This window comes from Prosthecobacter sp. (assembly GCF_014879935.1).
In the GTDB taxonomy this organism is placed as follows: Bacteria; Verrucomicrobiota; Verrucomicrobiia; order Verrucomicrobiales; family Verrucomicrobiaceae; genus Prosthecobacter.
The window spans coordinates 33,429-55,419 of record NZ_JACSRD010000075.1 but is presented as its reverse complement, the minus strand read 5'-3'; the positions used below and the strand labels follow the sequence as shown (position 1 = coordinate 55,419).

The window sequence follows — 21,991 nt, the reverse complement described above, 5'->3', positions numbered from 1 at the left end:
AAACCGGACACTCTTGATAGAGGTTGTTGAGGATGTGAAGGCGAATGAGGTGCGCTTTACGCGCTTCGATCCGTGTTTCGCCAATCTTGCGGACAAATTGACGCGAGGTCGCGCAATGTTAACCTCAGCCTTTATGAAAGCACCCAGCGAGTCACCTCCCGATAACGATGCGAACAGCGAAGCGTGGTTTCAGAAAGGTTTGTCGGTGCTCGAAATCAAGAAGCAGGAGCGAGAGTTCGAGGAGCGGCTGAAGAAGGAAATGGCGCATCCGGCGCTGTTTGAACCTGTGTTTTGGATCGGCATCGGGTTGTTGTGCGCGAGTAATTGGTTGGACGTGATCTGGCAGGATGCTTGGTATCGGCTCTTTTGGGTGCTGACAGTAATCGTGCACATCTGCAATGCGCTGGATACGGCCTCCCAAAAGCGCATGAAGGCGATGATCGAGTGGATCGAGCATCAGAAGACCAAGGAGACTCAGAGTAAATAACGAGTGCGCGGCTCATCGAGAGCTTCAAAACAAGCTCTTCACCTCCTCCGCGATGATCTCCAGGCCTTCCTGCACAATGCGTTGCGGCTGCGAGTAGGTGAGGCGCAGGCATTCATGAGGGTGGCGCCACTCCTTGTCGATGCCGTAGGCGAAGTAATGGCCGGGAATGACGAGGACTTTCCGCTCCTTCAGACGTGCATAGAGCTGCTTCGCAGGAATCGGCAGGCCGTTGATCCAGAGCCAAAGGAAGAAGGCGCCCTCCTGCCTGTGCAGCGCCCATGGAACGCGGTCGCCAAGGGCGTTGGAGAGCACGGACTTGGCGAAGTCGGAGCGTTCCCGGTAGAAGGGACGGATGACCTGCGGGCCAAGCTTGATGAGCGTGTCGTCTTTGAGCAGCGGGAGGAGAAGGGCCTGGCCGAGGTTGCCATTCGCGAGGGAAACGATGGCGTTCATGTTCGACAGGGCCTTCACGATGGCCGGATCGGCCACGATCATGGCGGTGCGCACGCCAGGGAGGCCGACCTTGCTCATGCTGATGCTGAAGATCATGCCGGGCTGCCACTTCGGCTGGAAGCCGTTGTGAATGACGCCAGGGAAGGGATGGCCGTAGGCGTTGTCGATGATGAGCGGGATGCCATGCGCAGCGGCCAGCGCTTGGAGGCTGTCGAACTCGTTTTGGGTGAGGACGTTGCCGGTGGGATTGGTCGGGCAGCTCACGCACATCGCGGCGATGTCTGGCGTGATGCGCAGGCGGTCGAAATCGACGTGGTATTTTATCTCGTGCGGCGCGGTTTCGTCGATGCGTGGCAGGCAGGCGATGAACTGGCCTTCGCTGAGTGCCTGATTCGCATAGCCGATGTATTCGGGCAGCAGCGGGAAGAGGATGCGGCGCTTCTTGCCGGCTGTGTCGCCTGCGAGGAGGTTGAAGAGCAGGAAGCAGGCGCTTTGCGAGCTCGGCATCACGGCGATGTTGTCCTGCGTGACGTCCCAACCGCACTCGCGCTGCAGAAACGCGGCAAAGGCTTCGCGGAAGACGGGATTGCCGCCGGGCGGATCGTAATTGAGCAGCGTTTTGTCGATGCTGCCGTCATCGAGCATGGCGTGCATGCGTTCGCGCCAGAGCTTTTGCACCTCGGGAATGGCAGCAGGCTGGCCGCCGCCGAGCATGCGCATGTCTGGATGCGTGGTGAGGGCGGCTCCGCAGTCATCCATGAGCTCCTGGATGCCGCTGGGGCCGGCGAGGCGCTGGCCGAGGTCGGAAAAGATGGGTTGCATCAGCTTTGCACGACGGTCTGCACCCACTGGCGGATGTCAAAGTCCTTGGCGGTCTTTTCGATCTGCCAGCGGCCGTCGGCATTGAGCCGGAAGCTGCCAATCCAACGCTGATGCCACTTTTCGGGCTCGATCATGCTGAGGTGGCGCTTCCCATTCACATCGTAGAGATGATACACCTCGCCGCAGACTGGCTCAAAACCAAACAAGCTCTCGTAGATGAGTTTGTTCCAGTTGAAGGCGTCGATGACCTCCATGTAGCGCTCCTGGATCTCCAGCATCTCCTGCTGCAATTCGCGTTCGACACGGGACACGCCACGGGATTTGAAGTTCGTGAGGTCCTGCGGGATGATTTTGGCCCCCAGGCGGGAGGCGGGGTAGGAAAGATAGTTGCCGCGCGGCTCGGGGGCTTTCAGGGCGGTGTCGATGGGGTCCACAACAGGGGAAAGTTCGTCTTTCAAGGGTGGGATGGCGGGAACTGGATGCAACCGTGCTTTGAATTGAAATACGGAATCGTTGTCATAACGTCTCCCAACCCATGAAGAGCGCCCCCACTTTCATCGCCGCCGCATTGATTTCCGCACTGCTGGCATCCTGCGCGTCATCCACGATGGACAGCGTGCCGACGCTGGCGGAACTGACCAGCTATGAAAGGGTCATCCGGGCCCGCTACCAAGGTGAGTACGACGATCTGGAGAGGCAGCGCTCAAAAGGAGGCCTCAGCCAGGAGGATTACGTGGAGAACAAGCGCCGTCTGGACTCCAAGGTGGCGGAAGAGGTGAATGACGCGGCGTGGCAGAAGCACTTCCTGGCCGAATCCGAGCGCAAGGCGGACGGCGTGCCAACGCCGGATGCGCCTGTGGCGTTGAATCCAGGCAGCGGCAGCGGCGGCTTTTACCAGCCGATGACGAAGCAGAACTTCGGCAATGCGATCGGCATGAGCGGCACGGCAGGCATGGGAAGCATGCGTGCGGCCAACGAACAAATCACCAGCGGGCAGATGATTCGGCAGGACGCCATGTCTGCCGGTGGCACCTACCTTTCCAAGCCGCCCCCCGGCTCGATTTACGACGAGGATGAGGTCAGGCGTTGAGTGCTGAGGCGGACAGACTGCTGATGTGAGAAGGGCAACTGTGTTTCTGGAGTCCGTCAGGTGACTGCCGCGGACAAAATGAAAGCCCTGTGAGGGTTGAACCCCACAGGGCTTTTGATGACGAGTCTCCCCGTCACACTGACCTCACAAGGAGGCCAATGCGTTACTTCTTCGCAGCCTTCTTGGCGGCCTTCTTGGCAGCTTTCTTGGCGGGGGCCTTCTTGGCAGCCTTCTTGGCGGCTTTCTTTGCAGCTTTCTTAGCCATGGTGTTTGTCCTCTTGTTGTTGGTTGCGTTGTTTTGTTTAGCCGAGGGGGCGGATTTGCCTCCACGGACATTTTTTCCAGCGGCGGCCTTTTCGGCGGCACGCTTTTCTTCGATCGCAGCCTGCGCGGCGGCAAGGCGCGCGACAGGAACACGGAAAGGACTGCAGCTCACATAAGTGAGACCCACACGGTGACAGAATTTGACGCTGTCAGGATCGCCGCCGTGCTCGCCGCAGATGCCGAGCTTGATGTCCGGCTTGGTCTTGCGGCCTTTTTCGATGGCGATCTTGATCAACTGTCCCACGCCAGTCTGGTCCAGCGTGGCAAAGGGGTTCTTCTTGAAGATCTCGTTCTCGGTGTAGGGCATCAGGAAGCTGCCCATGTCATCACGGCTGATGCCGAGAGCGGTCTGAGTGAGGTCGTTCGTGCCGAAGCTGAAGAACTGCGCCGTCTCGGCGATCTCATCAGCGGTGAGGGCTCCACGCGGCACCTCGATCATGGTGCCGACAAGGTAGTCGAGCTTCACTTTTTTCTCGCTCATCACTTCTTTTGCAATTTTATGCACGATTTCGACCTGGAGGTCGAGTTCTTTCTTGAAGCCGACGAGCGGAATCATGACTTCCGGTTTCACCTTGATCTTCTTCTTCGCGACATCAGCGGCCGCTTCAAAGATCGCACGTGCCTGCATCGCGGTGATTTCAGGATAAGCGATGCCGAGACGGCAGCCACGATGCCCGAGCATGGGATTGAATTCGTGGAGAGCCTGCACGCGTGCCGCCACTTTCTCGACGGAGACACCGATCTTCTTCGCAAGCTCGGCCTGCGCTTTTTCATCGTGCGGAACGAATTCGTGAAGAGGCGGGTCGAGAAGGCGGATCGTGGCGGGAAGTCCTTTGAGTGACTCGAAGATGCCGGTGAAGTCCTCACGCTGATATGGAAGCAGCTTGGCGAGCGCCTTCTTACGGTCCTCGACATTGTCGGCGAGGATCATCTCACGCACGGCGTCAATGCGATCACCTTCAAAGAACATGTGCTCCGTGCGGGTGAGGCCGATGCCCTGGGCGCCGAACGCGATGGCGTTCTGCGTCTGCTCCGGGTTGTCCGCGTTCGTGCGGACCTGGAGGCGGGTGGATTTGGCACACCAGTTCATGAGCTGCTGGAAGCTCTTGAATTTCTCCGTGGCTTTCGCGGCAGTGTCACCATGAATCATGCCGGTGATGATTTCGGAGGGGGCGGTCTTCAACTGACCGGCGTAAACCGTGCCACTGGTGCCATCGATGGAGAGATAGTCGCCTTCGCTGAACGTCTGGCCGGCGACGGTGACGGTCTTCTTGTCATAATCAATCTCAAGAGCGGCGGCACCGCAGATGCAGACCTTGCCCATTTGCCGGGCGACGAGGGCCGCGTGAGAGGAAACACCCCCGCGAGCCGTGAGGATGCCTTCCGCTGCGATCATGCCGCGAAGATCTTCAGGGCTCGTCTCATTGCGAACGAGCAGCACCTTCTCGCCTTTTTGCTCGGCGATCACGGCACGATCCGCGTTGAGGTAGATTTTGCCAGAGGCAGCGCCTGGACCGGCGGGGAGACCGGAGGCGATGGCCTTGGCCTTCTTCACGTCGGCGGCATCGAAGATCGGAGCAAGCAACTGGTCGAGCTGGTCGGCGGGGTTGCGCAACACGGCGGTTTCCCAGTCGATGAGCTTCTCTTTGACCATGTCCATGGAGAACTTCAGGGCGGCGGCGGCGGTGCGCTTGCCATTGCGGGTCTGAAGCATGAACAGCTTGCCTTCCTGGATGGTGAACTCGACGTCCTGCACATCCTTGAAGTGTTTTTCGAGCGTCTGACGGACCTTGAGCAGCTCCGCATACGACTTTGGCATCTCCTTGGCAAGCTGGGCCACAGGCTCAGGCGTGCGAACGCCAGCGACGACGTCCTCGCCCTGCGCGTTGATGAGGAACTCACCGTAGAACTCGTTCGCGCCGTTGGCAGGATTGCGGGTGAATGCCACGCCGGAGCCGGATGTCGGACCCGTGTTGCCGAACACCATGGCCTGCACATTCACAGCGGTGCCCCATTCGGCAGGGATGTTGTACTTGCGGCGGTACACGATCGCGCGGTCGTTCATCCAGGAACCGAACACGGCACCAGCGGCGCCCAGGAGCTGGTCCCACGGATCAGACGGGAAGCTCTTTCCTGTGCGCTCTTTGACGAGCTGCTTGAAGCGCTTCACCAGTTCCTGCTGGTCGGCGGCGGTGAGATCGCTGTCGAGAATGTCCTTGTGATAGGTCTCGTGCTTGTAGCTTTCGATGACGACTTCGAACGGCTCGTGGTCCTCACCTTCGCGCTTCTGCACACCGAGCACCACGTCACCGTACATCTGGATGAAGCGGCGGTAGCAGTCCCAGGCGAAGCGCTCATTGTTGGTGGCGGCGACCAGGGAGAGCACGGTCTGGTCGTTGAGGCCCAGGTTCAGGATCGTGTCCATCATGCCAGGCATGGAGTCACGTGCGCCGGAGCGAACCGCCACGAGCAGCGGGAAGCCTTTGGCATCGCCAAACTTGTAGCCCATGATCTTCTCCATCTTCGCGATGGCCGATTCCATCTGCGCACGAAGCGTGGATGGATAGGACTTCTTGTTCTGATAGAAATAGGTGCAGACCTCGGTGCTGATCGTGAAGCCGGGAGGCACTGGGAGGCCGATGCGGCTCATCTCCGCAAGATTGGCGCCTTTGCCGCCCAGGAGAGCTTTCATGGAGCCATCACCATCCGCTTTTCCTGCTCCGAAGGAATAAACGTATTTCGTTTTGTCTGCGCTGCCGTTTGCGTTCTTAGCCATAGATATTGCCGGCCGTTTTATTTTCAGCCGTGGTTGTTTTGTGTTCAGTGGGGATTGGAGCGCGGATGTATAGCTATGGATTATATGATGCAAGCATTTGTTGACAATCAAAACTTGGCCGCACGCATCATGCTGCTGCGTGGTGATGGCACAAACATGCGCGCGGTATGCGGACAACGAGATGAATCAGCGCGCGACGCATGCCTCAACGCGGACAAGTATTGACGTCGAGTTTCAAAAGCGATTTAATTGAGGCATCGAATCTGTCCGGCCGAATCCAACGCCAGCTTTCTGATTCACAACCCACACAACAACTGACGAACGAAAATGAAAACCAACCCACGTCCCGCCACTGGAGCGGCTCAAGCCTTCACGCTCATTGAATTGCTCGTGGTGGTCACCATCATCGCCATCCTTGCAGGACTGGTGATGTCCCAAGGTCCGAAGATCATGGAGGACGCACGCAAGCTCCAGGTTCAGACCGTCATCAAAGACCTGCGGCTCGCCATCGGCAGCTATCAGGTGGAGTACAACCGCTGGCCGGTGAATGCGAGCATGCTCAGCAGCGGATCGAGCGGTGAAGACATCCAGGCATTCCCGACAGACGAGAATTCTGGCATGGTTGACGCCTTGTTGAGCACCTCGTCATCCAGCAGCAGTGGCGGCGGTGGTGGAAGCGGCAGCACCAACCTGAACCCGAAAGACATCAAGTTCATCGACCTTCCCATCGCCAAGAACGGCAAGTTTGGCCTCGTCAATCCACAGCCTCCTTACAAGCTGGTGGATCTCTGGGGCACCCCCTACCACGTGTTGCTCGACACCAACGGTGACAAGCAGGTTCAGAACCCCGACCAGAACAACTCGGACCCGTCGATCTCCCAGAACACCACCAGCCCGCCGCCGCAGAACTTGCCGACTGAGATCGCCATCTACAGCTATGGAAAGGATATGATGCCCACCACCCGCGATGACGTCGTGTCATGGCGACAGAAGTGAGCGTGCTTGAAAGCAATTCACAAAAAAGCGCGGCAGAAATGCCGCGCTTTTTTATTCGCCTGATCAGACGTATTTCGCCAGCAATTCAGACACTTTGTCGGGATCGACCTTCTCGTGGAAATCGTCCTCCACCATGCACACCGGGCCAAAGCCGCAACTGGCGAGGCATTCGGCGAACTCAATGCTGTATCTGCCATCAGGGCTGACCGCGATCGGGTGATGATGATCGGTATGAGAGCGGTCAATGCCGGTCGCTTTGCACAGCGACTCCATCAGGTCATAGCTGCCTGCCATCGCGCACGAGAGGGTGCGGCAGACGCGAATATGAAACTTCCCTGGGGCACTCTGGCGGAATCCTGGATAGAAAGTCACCACTTCGAGGACCTGGATCGGCTCCAGGCCGAGCTTGTTCGCGACCCAGTTCACCGCCTCATCACTGATGTGCCTGAAGTGATGCTGCATCAGATGCAGCAGGGGCAGCACGGCGCTGCGTTTCGACACTGGGTAATGGGAGATGGCCTCATCCATCTTCTTTTCCAACTCGGCTGGAACTTCAAAGGCCATGCTGCGTGTCTCGAATGAAAGGGGTTGCGGTTTGAATCAGCGGTCACATTCGCCCATGACGAAATCCAGGCTGCCAAGCACGGCGGGAATGTCGCTGACCATGTGACCGGGCAGCAGCTTCGAAAGAATGCAGAGGTTCAGGAACGAGGGGCTGCGAATCTTCAAGCGATGCGGCACACCACCACCTGTGCTGTTGATATAAAAGCCCAGCTCACCCTTCGGATTTTCAGCGGAGAAATAGACTTCACCCGCAGGGGCATCAATGCCCTGGGTGGCGATGATGAAATGGTGGATCAATTCCTCCATCTTCATCAAGACCTTCTCTTTTTTCGGCAGGAGACCCTTGGCATCCGCCACGTTGATCGGGCCGTCCGGGAGATTCGACAGAACCTGACGCAGGATGCGCACGCTCTGCCGCATCTCCTCCATGCGCACGAGGTAGCGGTCATAGCAGTCGCCCTTGGTGCCGATGGGGACATCGAACTCGTACTTGTCGTAGTCGAGGTAGGGGTGCGCCTTGCGCACGTCGAATTCCACGCCCGAACCACGCAGATTGGGGCCGGTGATGCCGTAGGCGATGGCTTCCTCCTTCGAAATGACCCCGATGTCCTGGGTGCGATCGATGAAAATCCGGTTCCGCGACAGCAGTTTGTCGATCTCCTCAATCACCGGCTCCAGTTCGTTCAAGAAATGCTTCACGGCATCCACGAACCCGGCTGGAAGGTCGCGAATCTGGCCGCCGACACGGGTGTAGCTCGTCGTGAAACGGGCTCCGGTGAGCTGCTCGCACAGATTGTAGATCTTCTCGCGTTCGGTGAAGGTGTAGAGGAAGACCGTCATGGCCCCCACATCCATCGCGAACACCCCGACTCCGAGCATGTGCGCCGAGATCCGGGCCAGTTCACAACAAAGGACACGGATGGCCTTGCCACGAGCTGGAAGCTCCCATCCCAGGAGCTTTTCCACGGCCAAGGCGTAGGCCACGTTGTTCGCGAGCGGCGCCAGGTAGTCCAGCCGGTCCGTGTAGGGCACGAACTGGTTGTAATGCATGTTCTCGGCGATTTTTTCGTCGCCACGATGCAGGAAGCCCACATCCGGGTCGGCCTTGGTGATGATCTCACCGTCCAGTTCCAGCACGAGACGCAGCACCCCGTGGGTCGCCGGGTGGCTCGGCCCCATGTTCAGCACCAGCTTCTCGCCCACGATGTCCGTCGTCGTCTCTTCCACAGCTTCGAGGTGACGCGCCGCCTTGGCAGCGGTGTCCGGGGCCTCGTATTCTCGGGTGACTGTGGGCATGAAAGATGCGGGTATTGACGTGAAGGGAGGTATCTATCTACGCTGCCCAAAGAGCGGCAAGGCGATTTTGTGAAAAATTTCACAAGCGCGGCTCCCTTCCGCATATTCCCCACCCCTGACAACTCATGGAACCGCTCCGGGTTGCCCTGTGGCGCTACTTGGGACACACTCACATCCAGATTCATGCGTCTTCCTTTCAGTCAACGGCTCTCAGCGGCACTCCACGCCACCGCCTGGCTCGTGGCAGCCGGATTCGCCAGCGTTCTCGCCGCAGCTCCTCCGGCAGATGGCATCTCCGACGAAACCCGTGCGTTGACGCCGGAGACGCACCAGCAGCTCGCTTATGAATTGAAGCTGTGTCGTGAAGACCTGAAATGCGATGCCTGGATCACCGCCTTCAGTTTTGCTCCGGCCGGGGCCACGGTCCGCCGTCATGCCCAGCAGACACGGCGCGAGTGGAGCGGGGACCGCCCCGGCGTCCTCATGGCCTATGACCGGGCCACCAACAGCAGCGCCATGTCGTTCTCGCCTCAGTTCTGGGAGAAATATCCCTCCGCCGAGCTGGTCGAGATCATGCAGGACACACGCCGCATGCTGACCGACACCAAGCTCACACTGGACGAGCGCATCGCCGTGGCCACCCGCCACTGGATCGACCGCCTCCGCGTCATGGAGAGCATCCGCCTGCGGCAGTCGCTCTGGATCCAGCGTGAGGAGAAGCCCTTCGCGCTCCGTCTGGTCATCGCCCTGGCTGGCGCGGCAGTGATCGCTGGAATTCTTGGTATGGCGTCACGGCTGCGAAACTCAAGGGCAGCTCTGCGCTTCAGCTTGCCGGAGGTGCAGGTCGGCATGCGGCTGGGTGCTCCCTACGGTGGTGGCGTCACCGCTGAGATCAAAGCCCACGCCAACGCACAATGATCGCGTTGGTCATTCGTCATTCGACATTTCTTCGTCCTGCCGGATTCCCATCTTCTCCATCTGCTTGTCGAGGTGCTCCACATACTTCCACGGCAGCTTCTTGCGCTGATATTTGCGGAAAAGCAGGTCTCGCAGCTCCAGCCAGCGTTCCCGCGTCGGCTCCATCGGCATCCACTTCTCGCCATCGGGATGGGCAAGCTGGAACTCCCACGCGCGTGAGTTCCAATAGGCGCGGATGTACTGCTTGCGTCCGTCCTCGATTCGTTCGTGCCACTCGTGGATTTGGTTTTTGGTCATTGAGCGCGGGCAGAATGCGCTAGTATCGCCCCCATGCAAGCTGCCAGCCCCGGCAACACCTCCGCCCTGCCGAAACTTCTGCTCTACCTCCTCGCGGTCATGCTTGGCGGCGCATTGCTCGCCGTTCCGTTGTTTCATTTGGGCAAAGCAGCCCACGGCTGGCTCTCCACCCCCGCCTGGCAGGACATCGGCATCGCCAGATGGCTCCTCAAGGAGATTGAGCGCGCCCACTTCACCCGCTACTTCAACCGTGCCGTCCTCGTCTGCGCCATCGCGTTCATCTGGCCCTTTTTGCGCTGGGTCAGGCTCGATCGCTCGCTCCTGCCCGTGTGGAAACCCATCAGCGACGGCCTCAAACAGTGGGCGCTTGGCTTTGCACTCGCCAGCGGCCTCCTCCTCGCCCTCGGTTTCGTCTTTTTCAAATTCGGCGCTTATCAACTCAGCACCTCGCCACGCTGGTTGAAATTTGGCGAGCCCATCACCGCCGCGCTCGGCGCTGGCATCGTCGAGGAATTCTTCTTCCGCGGCCTCCTGCTTGGCCTCCTTCTGCGCACCATGACCCCGAGGGCCGCCCTGATCGCCGGAACCTTCGTCTTCGCACTCGTGCACTTCCTCAAGCCGCCGGAAGGCTGGCAGATCGAAGACGCCGCCGTCACGTGGAGCAGCGGTTTTCTCGTCCTGAAACAAATCGCGGCCGGCTTCGGCGACGTGCAGTTTCTCCTCGCCGAATTCGCCACCCTCTTCGCCGTCGGCTGGGTGCTCGCAACAGTGCGCATGCAGACCGGCGCCCTCTGGGCCGGCATCGGCTTGCATGGCGGCTGGGTCTTCGGCCTGAAATACTTCAGCGCCCTCGTGACCTACCACACCGGCTGGCTTCCCTGGATCGGCCCGAACCTCAAAGTCGGCCTCGCCCCGCTGATCATGGTGCTCATCACCGGCTGGATGGCCTCCCGGCTTCTCACGCCACTGTGCAGATCTTCACGCCTTGCTTGAGCGAGGCGAGCTTGTCGGGGCGCTTCGGGATGAATTCCTGGCCGAGGTAGCCGGTGTACCCGGTTTCTTGAATGGCTTTGATGATGGCGGGGTAGTTCAGCTCCTGCGTGTCATCGATCTCGGCACGGCCGGGGACGCCGCCGGTGTGGTAGTGGGCGAAGGATTCGTGATCGCGACGGATGGTGGTAATGACATCCCCTTCCATGATCTGCATGTGGTAGATGTCGTAGAGCAGCTTGAAGTGCGGTGAGCCGAGCTTCTTCACCAACGACACGCCCCAGGCGCTCTTGTCGCACATGTAGTCGGGGTGGTTCACCTTGCTGTTGAGCAGCTCCATCACCAGCGTGACGCCGAGCCTCTCACACAGCGGAAGCAGGCGCTGGAGGCCCTTGGCGCAGTTTTCCAGGCCTTGCTCGTCGCTCAGGCCCTCGCGATTGCCGCTGAAGCAGATGACTTGCTTGAAACCGGCCTCGGCGCTGGCCTTCAAAAGCGGCTCGTAGGCCTGCACGAGCAGGTCGTGATGCTCGATGCGGTTCCAGCCCTTCGGAATCGGGCCGATCTTCACGCCGCCGGGGCCTTCGATGGTCGGAAAGCTGACCATCGCGCAATGCAGACCGTGTTTCTTCACCGTGGCAAAGTCCTTCGGATCGAGCAACTCGACCGACTCCAGGCCGATCTCCTTCGCAGCGAGGCAGAAGTCCTCCAGCGGGATGTCCTTGTAGCACCACTTGCAAGCGGAGTGCCTCACCTTGCCTCCAGCAGCCTTGTCGGCGGCTTCGATCTGCGTTTGCAGCACGGCCGCGATGGCGCTGACACTGGCGAGGGTTCCAAACTGGCGGCGGGAGAGGCTGGATGGAGTCATGGAGCAAGCCTACACACGACGCTGGCGGTCCAACAAGAACCAAATCACCCGGGTTCATCCGAAAGGAAGCGCTGATACAAGAACGAGGCCGCCAGAGCAATCAGAGCGACGCCGATCAAGGCGCCGATGCGATAACCGCTGTCGATGTTGGCAAGGTCGTGCAGGAACAGCTTCAACAGCGTGACTGCGAGCAGACCGATGCCGGCGTAGCGCGTCGGGGCGTTGCGTTTCCAAAGACCGAGCACGAGCAAGGTCAGCGCGAACAAAGCCCAGGCGATGCTGTAGGTCATGTCGCGGGCGAGATGGCCTTCAAAGTCGAACGCGATCGAGCGCTGGCCTGGCGGCGTGAAGGCATCGGCGATCTCGATGTTGAGCAGCAGGAAGAGCAGAATGCCACCCAGCGAGCAGAACAGGCCGCGCAGATTGAGCTTGTGCCAAAGATGCGATGGCGGCGTGAGCCCGAAGGCGGCGGCGAACATCGCCAAGGCTGTCACGCTGTAAGCATAGAGCTGCCAGTTCAGGATCGGCGTGTCACCACGCGTTTGATACTCCAGCACGGCCGGATTCACCGCCAGACGCACGAACGCAGCCGCGAGCAGCACCGTTCCTGTGCCTCGCAGGCCTGGATGCGGCACGCGGCGGAAGAGCCAGCACAGCGCCGCTCCCTCCAAGGCCCAGCCAAGCGTGATCCACTGCTTCTCGAACTGAATCGGGAAAATGAGCGTGATGAAAAACAGCCCCACGCCACCAAACCACGCGAGCTGCGTCAGACGCGCCGGATTCTCCGCAGAATGCCGCTTGGCCACGAACCCCAGCCCCAGCAGCGGAACGATGGCAAAGGCGGCCGGGAGCAGGCCCATGGCATCATTCGGCCACGCGGCGATGACCAGCCGGTAAACGAGACTGAAAGTGCCGATCCCAGCCGCTGCCGATGTGATCCAGGGCAGTTTTCGTGTCGCGAAGTGCCTCTGAAACACGAACGGGAATGCGGTGAAGACCGCGTGGAAGCCCAGATACCACAGCAGCGGCACCACCGGGCGGGTCGCATCGAAGCTCTGCTGATGCCAGGCCCATTCGAGAGCCAAAACGCAGCCGAGTCCCGTGGGGGCGAGCACGGTGACACCGCTGACACGCACGAGACTGAGCAGGAAAACCACCATCAACAGCGCGAGGCCGAAGACCGCCGATGGTTCGGCGATCCGAAGCCGCAACGTGGCCAGAATGAGCAGAAGAAAGGGCAGAATGGCCGAACTGACGGGCAGCAGCGACACGAACGGCGCTTGCGGCCGTTTGCGGAAGAGAAAACTGCCCGCGAGACCGAACACCACCGCAAAACCACCCACGACGAAGAGGAACGGAGCCAGCACGAGGCCGAGTTCACGCGGCCAGCGGAACAGCCACGCGCCTGCGGTGATCAAAGTGAGCACCAAGGCGGCGAGCACCGGCAGCAGACGTCCGCTGGCGATGGCCAGCCCGATGATGAGCAGATCGATGATCAAGATCGCCGGCCAGATTGTGAGGCTCATCACATCCAGCCACAGCATCGGCATGAGCAGCAGCACGAGCGAGAGAATCGGTGTCCAGCCGCCAAACGTCGGCAGCGCCGGCGATTTGCGTTCGAGCAGCACGGCAAAGGCCGCATGAAGAAGCCCGAACGCGAGGTAGATGCCCAATGCCTGCGGCAGCAGCTCGGCAGTGAGCCGGTCGGCCGTCCATAGAGACAAATGCAGGAACGTCAGCGCTGCGAAGATGCTTTGGGCGATGGCGACACGTGTCTGCTGCCACACCACGAGCATCACCACGACATTGAGGCCCAGCACAAAGGTGTAGAGCAGCAGCGGCCGCTCCGTGATCGTCCCAGACGTGAGGAACAGGAACGCGGCGGCCATGGCGCTGCCACACAAGGCCAGCGCGGAGCCAGCCGGGAACGCATCCTCATCCTCACGCTGCCGCGACCACCACGCTGCGAGCATGAAGAGCATCGCAAAGCCCAGAAACACGCCGATGGGCACCCAGGTCGCCGTGCCGATGGCATAGTGTGAGGAGCGGAAGAACTTCAGCAACCAGCCCGCCTGCATCAGGATCGTGCCTGCGGCCGCCAGTGGCGTGAGATGCAGCCAGCGCTTGTTTTTGGCGACTGCCAGGACGCCGATGTCGAGCAGGGCGATGTAACTGAAGAGACCGAAGGGATTGTCTTTGCCGGTGGAGCACAGAATGGGTGTCAAAAAGCCGCCCAGCATCCCCAGCACGGCCACCACCTGCGCATTCATCCGCACGGCGAGCAGGAAGGCCGCGCCGGTGATGAGTGTCATCAGCAGAAAGGCGATCAGCGGCTGGTTCAGCGGGCGAATGCTCCAGAACTGATGCGCGGCGAAGGTCACGCCGTAGAGCACCACGATGCCGGTGGCACACAGCGTGTGCGCCAGCGTGGCGTAGCGTGCGCGTCGATGCATCACCGCACCACCAGCCACAAGGCCGATCCCGACGGCGAATCCGATCGCGGTGCGAAGCTCCGGTGAGATCCAGCCGCGCTCGATGCTGAGCTTTACAAAGAACAGGACGCCCAGGAACAGAGCCAGTCCGCCCACCCATGCGAACAGCTTCGCGCCCATGAATTGCTCGAGGTTGATGGGCGTCTGCGGTTTCGCGATTGGCCGAGGCAGTGTCGCGGGGATGGAAACCGGCGGCGCTTCGACGGGCTTTGGCGCTGCCGCTGGTGGCGGAATCGGCGGCGGACCGGCCTTTTCCACGATGGGAGACATCACGATCTCCGCAGGTGGTGCACATCGCGCCTCCGGTTTGGCGGCAGACGGAGCAACCGTCTGCGGCAGCCGTGTTTCGCCTTCGAGCCGGTCGAGACGCTCTTTGAGCCGGGCGTTTTGTTCACGCAGGACGATCACGTCGGTCTGGAGCTGCTCGGCTTTTCGCCGGGCATCGCCTGCACGGAGGATGGCGGTGACTGGCAGCACGATCACAAAGACGATCAGGGCCAGCGGGATGAGAATGAGGAGACCTTCCATACTGCCGCGGAGTGTCTCAAGGCCCGCTGCGGATGAAAATTGATATTTCCGGCCGCATCATTGATAAAGCTGATAGCCTTCCCTCCCGCGCATGAACGTTCATCACCTCGAACTCTTCTACCATGTGGCCAGAAACGGCGGTGTCAGCGCGGCAGCCCGGGCGATGCCGTATGGCATCCAGCAGCCGGCGATCAGCTCGCAGATCCTGCAACTGGAGGACACTCTGGGCGTCACGCTCTATCAGCGGCGGCCGTTCCAGCTCACCAAGGAGGGGCAGATGCTGTTCGACTTCATCGCGCCGTTCTTCAGCGGCATGTCGGAGATGGCGGACCGCTTGCGTGGCGGCGGTGAAAGCCGCCTGCGCATTGCCGCGGCGGAAGTCGTGCAGCGTGACTACCTTCCGGAGTTGCTGGCCCGCATGCGCAGGCGGGTGAAGGGCTTTCATTTCACCCTCACGCACGGACGGCAGCACGAGATCGAGGCGATGCTGGCGGCCCAGGAGATCGACGTGGGCCTCAGCACCCTGATGGACAGGACCGCGGCGAACATGGAGGCACGTGAACTGCTGCGTCTGCCGATGGTGCTGCTCGTGCCAAAGCAAAGTGGTCTCACCAAAGCAGCGCAAATCTTCGAGAAAGACCGCATCGATCTGCCGCTCGTGACCCTGGACTCCAAGGACGTGCTCTCGCGTTCGTTTCAGGCCGCATTGCGGCAGCGTGGCGTGGACTGGCTGCCGAGTCTGGAGGTTGGCAGCCTGGATCTCGTGGTGCGTTACGTGGCGGAAGGTTTCGGCGCGGGCCTGGCCCTGCGCCATCCGCGTGTCGAGCTGCCTGCGGGTGTCAAAGTGCTGCCACTCGATGATTTTCCACCGTTAAGCTTCGGTGTGATGTGGACGGGGCGGCTTTCACCCCTGGGCGAAGCATTCCTGGCCGAAGCAACCGCTCTGGCGTCCGAATTGAAGGAGTGATCGGTTCAAATCTGTGAACCGGCCGCAGGCACGAGCAGCAGGTTCGTGATGCGGGAGACGATCTCCTTGTCGGTGAAGCCGGGCGTCGTTTTGAGCTTCGCCCATTCTGGATCAGCGCGAAAAGTGTTCCACGCGGCGTCCTTCGCGGCTGTGTCGGCAAAAGCCAGCATGTAAGTCAGGTTCGGCATCAGCGGGCCGATGATTGTCTCGCCGAAGAACACGGCGTTCAGGCCGCAGCGTGCAAAAATCGCCAGCTCGCCGATGTTGAACATCTCCAGCTTCTTCTTCGCCGCCTTCTCGCTGTGGCTTTCGTAAATGCGGAGCTGGTAGAGGCCGCTGCCCTTCGCGGGCAGTTTCAGCGCCGGCATGCCGTCGATTCCACGCGTGAGCCAGCTTTCGATGCGCTCATACACCGGCTCCTCCGCCTTCACGCCGAGGTAAGCCGCGCCCGCCTGCTGCACGGCCGCGTCGCTGAGCAGATCGGCGCTCTTCGCCACGGTTTCGAGCGCGGCGTGACGCAGCACCACATACACCACCGCCGCGCCTTCCGGCTTCTCCGGCAGGAACACACCGACTTGGGCCACGCCGAGCTTGTTCAGCGCCGGAATGGCGGCGTCGCGCAGGTAGTTTTCCAGCAGCGTCTGCTTCTCCGGGCTCTTGAGGGTGAACTTGCGGATCTCGAAGTATTCACGTGAGGCCGATTCGGCGGCCTGGGCGGCGCTGACGAGACCGGTGGCTGCCACGGTGGTTTTGAGGAAGGTGCTGCGTGTCATGAATGGTTCGGTTGAAGCTGCCGCGATGCTGAAGAACACCGCGACGAGGTCAATCGGGCATTTCTGCGCCAGGAATGAATGTTTCGGCCTGTGAGCAGCCGTATTCGGCGGTCACTGATGCGTTCCCGACCGCCTTCGATTCTCCAGACAGCCACGACCTGCGCCCGCAGCGTCATTCTTGTGGTCGTCTGGGGCGTCATGACCGGCTATGCGGTCGAATCAGTGCCGGAGACAGCCTCAGCGGCGGACGACGGCGCGATTCCTCTGCCACTGAGGGACGCGGACTTCGACGCGCTCGTCACGAACCCGCCATTCACCCGCACGCTCGGTGTTTCCGACTCGCTCATCCTCACGGGAGTCGCTCATTTTGAGAAAGATGTCGTCGCCACGCTGCTCGACACGAAAACGATGGAATCCCAGGTCGTCTCGACGAGAGCGAACCAGCAGGGCTGGCAGCTCGTCGGCGTCGGAGGTGATCCAGCGCGCATGCAGACGTGGTCGGCACGCATCCAGATTCCCGGCGGCGAGGTGGTGTCCATCCGTTATCAAAAGCCGCCGCCCATTCCTCCCAAGAAGACCTCCTCCGGCAAAACGCCTAGCTCCAGCGGCAGTTCCGGTGGCAAGCTGCCGCCGCTGAGCAGCTCCCAGCTCGACGAGGCAAAGAACGCCGCTGTGAACTACAAGGAGGGCTTCAACGCCGATGGCTATCCGCGCCAGCCGCCGCCGGAGATGGTCGCCAAACTCTCACGTCTCAGCAGCTCCCAGCGCGAGGAGATCAACCGCACCATGTTCGGCCACCGCAATCAAGGCCTCGGCCTCGACGACCGCCGCAAGATCTACGAGGGCCTCGTGGATCGCGCCCTGCAGCGGCGGTGACACCTGGTCGCCGTCTGGCTCAGGCCGCGCAGGCGGCCTTGATCTCCTCCAGTTCGGCCCAGCGGGTGAATTTCGTGTCCAGCTCGGCTTTCTTCGCCTCGATCTTCGCCAGGTAGTCGTTCGTGTCAGCGCCGAGCTTCACAAAGAACTCAGGGTTGTTCAATTCGGCCTCCATTCCGGCGATTTCAGTCTCCAGCGAGGCAATCTGGCCTTCCAGCTCGGAAAGCTCGCGCAACTCGCGGTTCGTCATCTTGCGTGGCTTGTTCGTCGTGGCGGGCTTTTCCTTCTTCACGGCCACATTGACGATGGCCACCTCCGCAGCGGCCTGCTGGGCACGTTTTTCCTGGTAGTAACTGTAGTTCCCGGCGCACTCGTGGATGCGGCCATGGCCTTCAAAGGCGATGATCCGGTCGCACACGCGGTCGAGGAAGTAGCGGTCATGACTGACCACGAGCACGCAGCCTTGGAAGAAGAGAATCGCCTCCTCCAGCACCCGCATGGTGGCGAGGTCGAGGTCGTTCGTCGGTTCGTCCAGGATGAGGAAGTTGCCGCCACGGCGCAGGATCTTCGCCAGCAGCACACGGCTTTGCTCGCCGCCACTGAGTTCCTTCACGCGCATCGTGACGCGTTCGTCTGTGAACTGAAAGCGCTTCAGGTAAGTACGCACATGCAGCTTCTCATCACCAAACTGCACGAAGTCGCTGTTCGGCCCCGCGACTTCCTCCATCACGCTTTTTTCAGGATCGAGCAGCAGGCGCTGCTGATCGACGTAATTGAAGACTGTTCGCTTGCCGATCACGACGCTGCCTTCGGCAGGCTGCTGCTCGCCCATGAGGATGCGCAGCAGTGTCGTTTTGCCGAGGCCATTGCGCCCGATGATGCCGGTGCAGGTGCCGGCCTCGAAGCTGAGATCAAGGTGACTGAACAGCCAGCGGTCGCCGACGTGCGCGCTGATGTTTTTCGCATCCACGACCGTGTTCGCCAGCGGCGGAGCAGGCGGGATGATCAAATCCATCACCAAATCCTCCTCCGGCGCGTCGAGAGCCGCCACACGGTCAAATTCCTCCAGCCGCGTGCGTGATTTGCGCCGCTGGGCTTTGACGCCCGCACGGACGAACTCAAGCTCGTGCCGCAGATAGGCCTGCCGCCGGCGTTCCGTGCCCGCTTCGATGGATTCGCGCAGCGCCTTGCTCTCCAGATAGGCGCTGTAGTTGCCCGGGTGGCTGTAGATGCGCGCGTCATCGATCTCGATGATGCGCGTGGCGATGCGGTCGAGGAAATAGCGGTCGTGCGTGACGAAGAGCACCGCGCCGCTGAAGTCGCGCAGGTATTTCTCCAGCCACTCGATGGATTCGGCGTCGAGATGGTTCGTCGGCTCGTCCAGCAGCAGCAGATCCGGCTGCGCGACGAGCGTGCGTGCGAGCGCCACGCGTCGCTTCTCACCGCCTGAAAGCCCTTTAACGACTCGATCGCTCGCAGGCACGCCGAGCTCATTCATCGCGGTCGAAATGCGTGTCTCCACGCCCCAGCCGTCGTGAAGCTGGATCTGGTGCAGCAACTCGGCCTCCTGATCGGCCTTGTAGTCGCCGGATTCATAGCGTGCCACCATGTCGAGCAGGGCCTTGGCCCCGGAACGCACGTTTTCGATCACCGTGGCCTCTTCATCAAGCGTGAACTCCTGCGCCAGGTAGCCGACGATCATGCCATTGCGCCGCGAAACCGTGCCGCTGTCCGGATTCTCGACTCCGGCGATGATGCGCATGAGACTGGTCTTTCCGGAACCGTTCCGGCCCACAAGGCCCAGCTTCTCGCCCTCATGCACGCTCATCGTCGCGTCATTGAAAACCTGCTGCAGGCCAAATTGCAGGCGCAGGTCTTTGGCGGAAATGACGGCTTGGGTGGTGGGGGACATGTGGGGCGGTTGAGATAGCACGATCTGTCGAGGCTGCGATGTTTTCGTCCGGGATTTGATCGTCTGGTTTGTGATCCCGAAGGGATCACAGAAGGTAGCCAGGGGTCAAAGACCCCTGGAAAGCACGAAGGCGCCCCCCGTTTCTCAAGGACGCATCCCGCAGGGATGCCAGAGGCGTCCATCGACTGTTCGTTTTCGCCGGATTTGGGGATGCTGCTCGCATACCTCCGGCATGCGCTCTTGATCCTGGGTTGGTTCGCAATTTTCCGGTGGTTCTCGCTCGCAAAGCCTCACTCCACCACCGGCTATCATCTTTGATCCCTCCGGGATCATCGACTCGCCTCCCATCACGGCTTTGCCAACGACTCACGCACCATCACCGGATCGTCGGTGGTGATGCCATCGACACCCAGCTTCGCAAAGCGCCGCACGTCCGCCGGCTTGTTCACCGTCCAGACGTAGAGTCCGAAACCGGCGTCGCGGATCTGCTTCACCATGGCCTCATCCCACGGGAAATCCGCCATGCTGAGGTCGAGACCGTCGAGCTGGTCGGCTTTTGTGTCAGCGATGAGCTGGGTGAGGTCGGTCGGCTTCTTGTCTTTCGTTTTGCCCGAAGCGAGACGGTAAACCTTCACCCACGGCAGCGCCTTCTTCGATTCAGCGGCGGCCGCACGATTGAAGGCGATGATGGCAAGCTGGTCGGCGCGGTCCTTCATCGGCTCCAGGATGCGTTTCAGCTCCGGCACGATCTCCGCACCGCACTTCACCTCGATGAAGAAGCGCTTCTTGCCCGGCGGCAAGGTGGCGAGAGCCTGCTCGAGCGTCGGGATCTTCTCCTTGGTCCACTCCTTGCCCTTCCATGAGCCAGCATCGAGCGCGATCAGCTCCGCCTGCTTCGATTTCGTCACGTCGAGCTTCACGCCGGAGGTGCGTTTGGTGTCCTTGTCATGAAGGACGGCCGTTTTGCCGTCGGCGGTGAGATACACGTCCAGCTCGCAGGCATCCGTGCCGTTCTCCCAGGCCAGGTTGAAGGCGCCAAGGGTGTTTTCGGGCGCACGAGCGGAAAAACCACGGTGGGCGACGATTTCGACAGCTTGGGCGGACATGGCGGTCAGAACGAAAACGAGAAGGCGGTTCATGAGCGAGAAAGCTAACGAGGCAAGCACTCGTAACCCTTCGCCCCAAATGAAATTTTGCGCCCTTGTCATTGTCGGCATCCTCATCGTCCTCGGTCTGACCTCCTGCACCAAATCGGAGAGCAGCAAAGACCACCATGTCATCCTCATCAGCATTGATGGCTTCCCTGCGTGGCTTTGGAATGACGAGTCGCTGCAGATCCCGAACCTACGCAAGCTGGCGGCCGAAGGTGCGAGCACAAAGGCGATGACGGTGAGCAATCCGTCGATCACCTGGATCAACCACACGACATTGGTCACCGGCGTGGAGCCACGGAAGCACGGCGTTCTCTTCAACGGCCTGCTCGTGCGTCAGGGTGACAACAAGCCACCAAAGATCGAACCGTGGGTGGACAAGTCAAAACTCGTCCACGTGCCGACGCTGTATGACATCGCCTTTCAAAACGGCCTGACCACGGCCGAGTCCGACTGGGTGGCCGTCACGCGGCCCGGCACCATCACCTGGAGCTTCGCGGAGCTGCCGGAAGCCGAAAGCCCGGTGGTGAAGGAAATGATCGCCGCCGGCAAGATCAAGCCGGAGCACATCGAGTGGATGCAGCTCGGCCCGAAGCGCAAAAGCGTCACCTACCTGGACAACATGTGGACTCAGGCGGCGATCCACATTTTCAAAGAGCACCGGCCGAACTTGCTGCTGTATCACACGCTGAACACCGATGCCACGCACCACACCTACGGCCCCGGTTCGATGGCCAGCCACACCGCCCTGGCCTATGCCGACCGCCTGGTGGGCGATTTGGTCAAGGCGGTCGATGAAAGCGGCCTGCGCGACAAGACCACCTTCGTCATCGCCACCGATCACGGCTTCAAGAAGGTCACCAAAATCATCCTGCCGAACGTGGTGCTGAAGAAAGCCGGCCTCGCACAAGGGCTCGGACCCACGATCAACACCTGCGACGCCTACGCGATGACTCAGGGCGGCATGTCCTTCGTCTATGTCACCAACCCCGCCCGCAAGGCCGAGCTGCTGCCGAAATTGAAGGAAATGCTGGCGCAAACCGAGGGCGTGGACCGCGTGATCGATGGCGCCGAAGGCCACACGCTCGGCATGCCCACGCCGGAGGAGAACCAGGGCATGGGTGACCTCGTGCTCTACGCCAAAGCCGGCTACGCCTTCAAAAACGACGCGGGTGGCGATGCGGCGGTGACACCCTCGGTCAACTACGGCGGCACCCACGGTTACTTCAACGGTGACCCCGAACTGGATGGCATCTTCATCGCCAGCGGCCGTGGCATCAAGAAAGGTGTCGTGCTTGACCGCATGGCGAACCTCGACGTCGCGCCAACGATTGCAAAGCTGATGAATCTGACGCTGCCAAAGCCGGATGGCCGCGTGTTGGAGGAGATTCTGATTTCGACGGGCAAGAAATGA

The 21,991-nt window shown here is 60.8% G+C and carries 19 protein-coding genes; 8 read left to right on the top strand and 11 right to left on the bottom strand.

Translation table 11 applies throughout. The features are described 5' to 3' along the window. Nucleotides 1-13 precede the first annotated feature (13 nt). Nucleotides 14-487 (top strand): hypothetical protein, encoded by a 474-nt coding sequence (locus tag IAE77_RS03790; RefSeq protein ID WP_294222064.1) that lies wholly within the window; start codon nucleotides 14-16, stop codon nucleotides 485-487. A gap of 24 nt (nucleotides 488-511) precedes the next feature. Here the strand turns inward: IAE77_RS03790 and IAE77_RS03785 are convergent, their stop codons facing one another. Continuing rightward, the gene (locus IAE77_RS03785) at nucleotides 512-1,762 is read right to left on the bottom strand and encodes a valine--pyruvate transaminase (protein ID WP_294222060.1); all 1,251 of its coding nucleotides are present in this window, start codon (nucleotides 1,760-1,762) and stop codon (nucleotides 512-514) included. Further along, a complete protein-coding gene (locus tag IAE77_RS03780) occupies nucleotides 1,762-2,220 on the bottom strand; it encodes a DUF2452 domain-containing protein (RefSeq protein ID WP_294222057.1) in 459 nt (152 codons plus the stop codon). Before IAE77_RS03780 ends, IAE77_RS03785 begins: the two co-directional genes overlap by 1 nt. 77 nt (nucleotides 2,221-2,297) lie before the next feature. On the opposite strand from IAE77_RS03780, the gene IAE77_RS03775 reads away from it, so the two are divergent. Continuing rightward, nucleotides 2,298-2,852 (top strand): hypothetical protein, encoded by a 555-nt coding sequence (locus IAE77_RS03775; protein WP_294222054.1) that lies wholly within the window; start codon nucleotides 2,298-2,300, stop codon nucleotides 2,850-2,852. 163 nt (nucleotides 2,853-3,015) lie between these two features. Here IAE77_RS03775 and ppdK read toward each other — a convergent pair whose 3' ends face one another. Then, nucleotides 3,016-5,952: a pyruvate, phosphate dikinase gene (gene ppdK / locus IAE77_RS03770; RefSeq protein ID WP_294222052.1), complete on the bottom strand. Its 2,937-nt coding sequence runs from the start codon at nucleotides 5,950-5,952 to the stop codon at nucleotides 3,016-3,018. A gap of 327 nt (nucleotides 5,953-6,279) precedes the next feature. On the opposite strand from ppdK, the gene IAE77_RS03765 reads away from it, so the two are divergent. Next, a complete protein-coding gene (locus IAE77_RS03765; RefSeq protein WP_294222049.1) occupies nucleotides 6,280-6,948 on the top strand; it encodes a type II secretion system protein in 669 nt (222 codons plus the stop codon). 63 nt (nucleotides 6,949-7,011) lie between these two features. Here the strand turns inward: IAE77_RS03765 and IAE77_RS03760 are convergent, their stop codons facing one another. Beyond that, nucleotides 7,012-7,512 carry an NAD(P)H-dependent oxidoreductase subunit E gene (locus IAE77_RS03760; RefSeq protein WP_294222046.1) on the bottom strand — a complete coding sequence of 167 codons (501 nt, stop codon included), beginning with the start codon at nucleotides 7,510-7,512 and terminating at the stop codon, nucleotides 7,012-7,014. A 36-nt stretch (nucleotides 7,513-7,548) separates the two neighbouring features. After that, a complete protein-coding gene (nuoD, locus tag IAE77_RS03755) occupies nucleotides 7,549-8,808 on the bottom strand; it encodes an NADH dehydrogenase (quinone) subunit D (RefSeq protein WP_294222043.1) in 1,260 nt (419 codons plus the stop codon). A 183-nt stretch (nucleotides 8,809-8,991) separates the two neighbouring features. On the opposite strand from nuoD, the gene IAE77_RS03750 reads away from it, so the two are divergent. Continuing rightward, nucleotides 8,992-9,726 (top strand): hypothetical protein, encoded by a 735-nt coding sequence (locus IAE77_RS03750; protein ID WP_294222040.1) that lies wholly within the window; start codon nucleotides 8,992-8,994, stop codon nucleotides 9,724-9,726. A gap of 9 nt (nucleotides 9,727-9,735) precedes the next feature. Here the strand turns inward: IAE77_RS03750 and IAE77_RS03745 are convergent, their stop codons facing one another. After that, entirely contained in the window at nucleotides 9,736-10,023 is a 288-nt protein-coding gene (locus IAE77_RS03745; protein WP_294222037.1) for a hypothetical protein, read from the bottom strand. A gap of 33 nt (nucleotides 10,024-10,056) precedes the next feature. Between IAE77_RS03745 and IAE77_RS03740 the strand changes: the two genes are divergently transcribed. Beyond that, the gene (locus tag IAE77_RS03740; RefSeq protein ID WP_294222034.1) at nucleotides 10,057-11,016 is read left to right on the top strand and encodes a CPBP family glutamic-type intramembrane protease; all 960 of its coding nucleotides are present in this window, start codon (nucleotides 10,057-10,059) and stop codon (nucleotides 11,014-11,016) included. Here the strand turns inward: IAE77_RS03740 and IAE77_RS03735 are convergent. Next, complete coding sequence (locus IAE77_RS03735) at nucleotides 10,982-11,878, bottom strand: TIM barrel protein (protein ID WP_294222032.1); 897 nt, start codon at nucleotides 11,876-11,878, stop codon at nucleotides 10,982-10,984. The two genes, IAE77_RS03740 and IAE77_RS03735, sit on opposite strands and share 35 nt — an antisense overlap. A 44-nt stretch (nucleotides 11,879-11,922) precedes the next feature. Next, nucleotides 11,923-14,898, bottom strand: a complete 2,976-nt coding sequence (locus IAE77_RS03730; protein ID WP_294222030.1) for a DUF2339 domain-containing protein — start codon at nucleotides 14,896-14,898, stop codon at nucleotides 11,923-11,925. Nucleotides 14,899-14,989: 91 nt separating this feature from the next. Here IAE77_RS03730 and IAE77_RS03725 point away from each other — a divergent pair, with 91 nt between their 5' ends. Then, a complete protein-coding gene (locus IAE77_RS03725) occupies nucleotides 14,990-15,865 on the top strand; it encodes a LysR family transcriptional regulator (RefSeq protein ID WP_294222026.1) in 876 nt (291 codons plus the stop codon). Nucleotides 15,866-15,870: 5 nt separating this feature from the next. Here IAE77_RS03725 and IAE77_RS03720 read toward each other — a convergent pair whose 3' ends face one another. Beyond that, nucleotides 15,871-16,638 (bottom strand): NIPSNAP family protein, encoded by a 768-nt coding sequence (locus IAE77_RS03720; RefSeq protein ID WP_294222023.1) that lies wholly within the window; start codon nucleotides 16,636-16,638, stop codon nucleotides 15,871-15,873. A 117-nt stretch (nucleotides 16,639-16,755) separates the two neighbouring features. Between IAE77_RS03720 and IAE77_RS03715 the strand changes: the two genes are divergently transcribed. Further along, nucleotides 16,756-17,514, top strand: coding sequence for a hypothetical protein (locus tag IAE77_RS03715; RefSeq protein ID WP_294222019.1), 759 nt, complete (start codon nucleotides 16,756-16,758; stop codon nucleotides 17,512-17,514). A gap of 19 nt (nucleotides 17,515-17,533) precedes the next feature. Here the strand turns inward: IAE77_RS03715 and IAE77_RS03710 are convergent, their stop codons facing one another. Continuing rightward, a complete protein-coding gene (locus tag IAE77_RS03710; RefSeq protein WP_294222016.1) occupies nucleotides 17,534-19,426 on the bottom strand; it encodes an ABC-F family ATP-binding cassette domain-containing protein in 1,893 nt (630 codons plus the stop codon). A gap of 347 nt (nucleotides 19,427-19,773) precedes the next feature. Then, entirely contained in the window at nucleotides 19,774-20,565 is a 792-nt protein-coding gene (locus IAE77_RS03705) for a glycerophosphodiester phosphodiesterase (protein WP_294222011.1), read from the bottom strand. Between the two features lie 46 nt (nucleotides 20,566-20,611). Between IAE77_RS03705 and IAE77_RS03700 the strand changes: the two genes are divergently transcribed. Next, nucleotides 20,612-21,991, top strand: coding sequence for an alkaline phosphatase family protein (locus IAE77_RS03700; protein WP_294222009.1), 1,380 nt, complete (start codon nucleotides 20,612-20,614; stop codon nucleotides 21,989-21,991).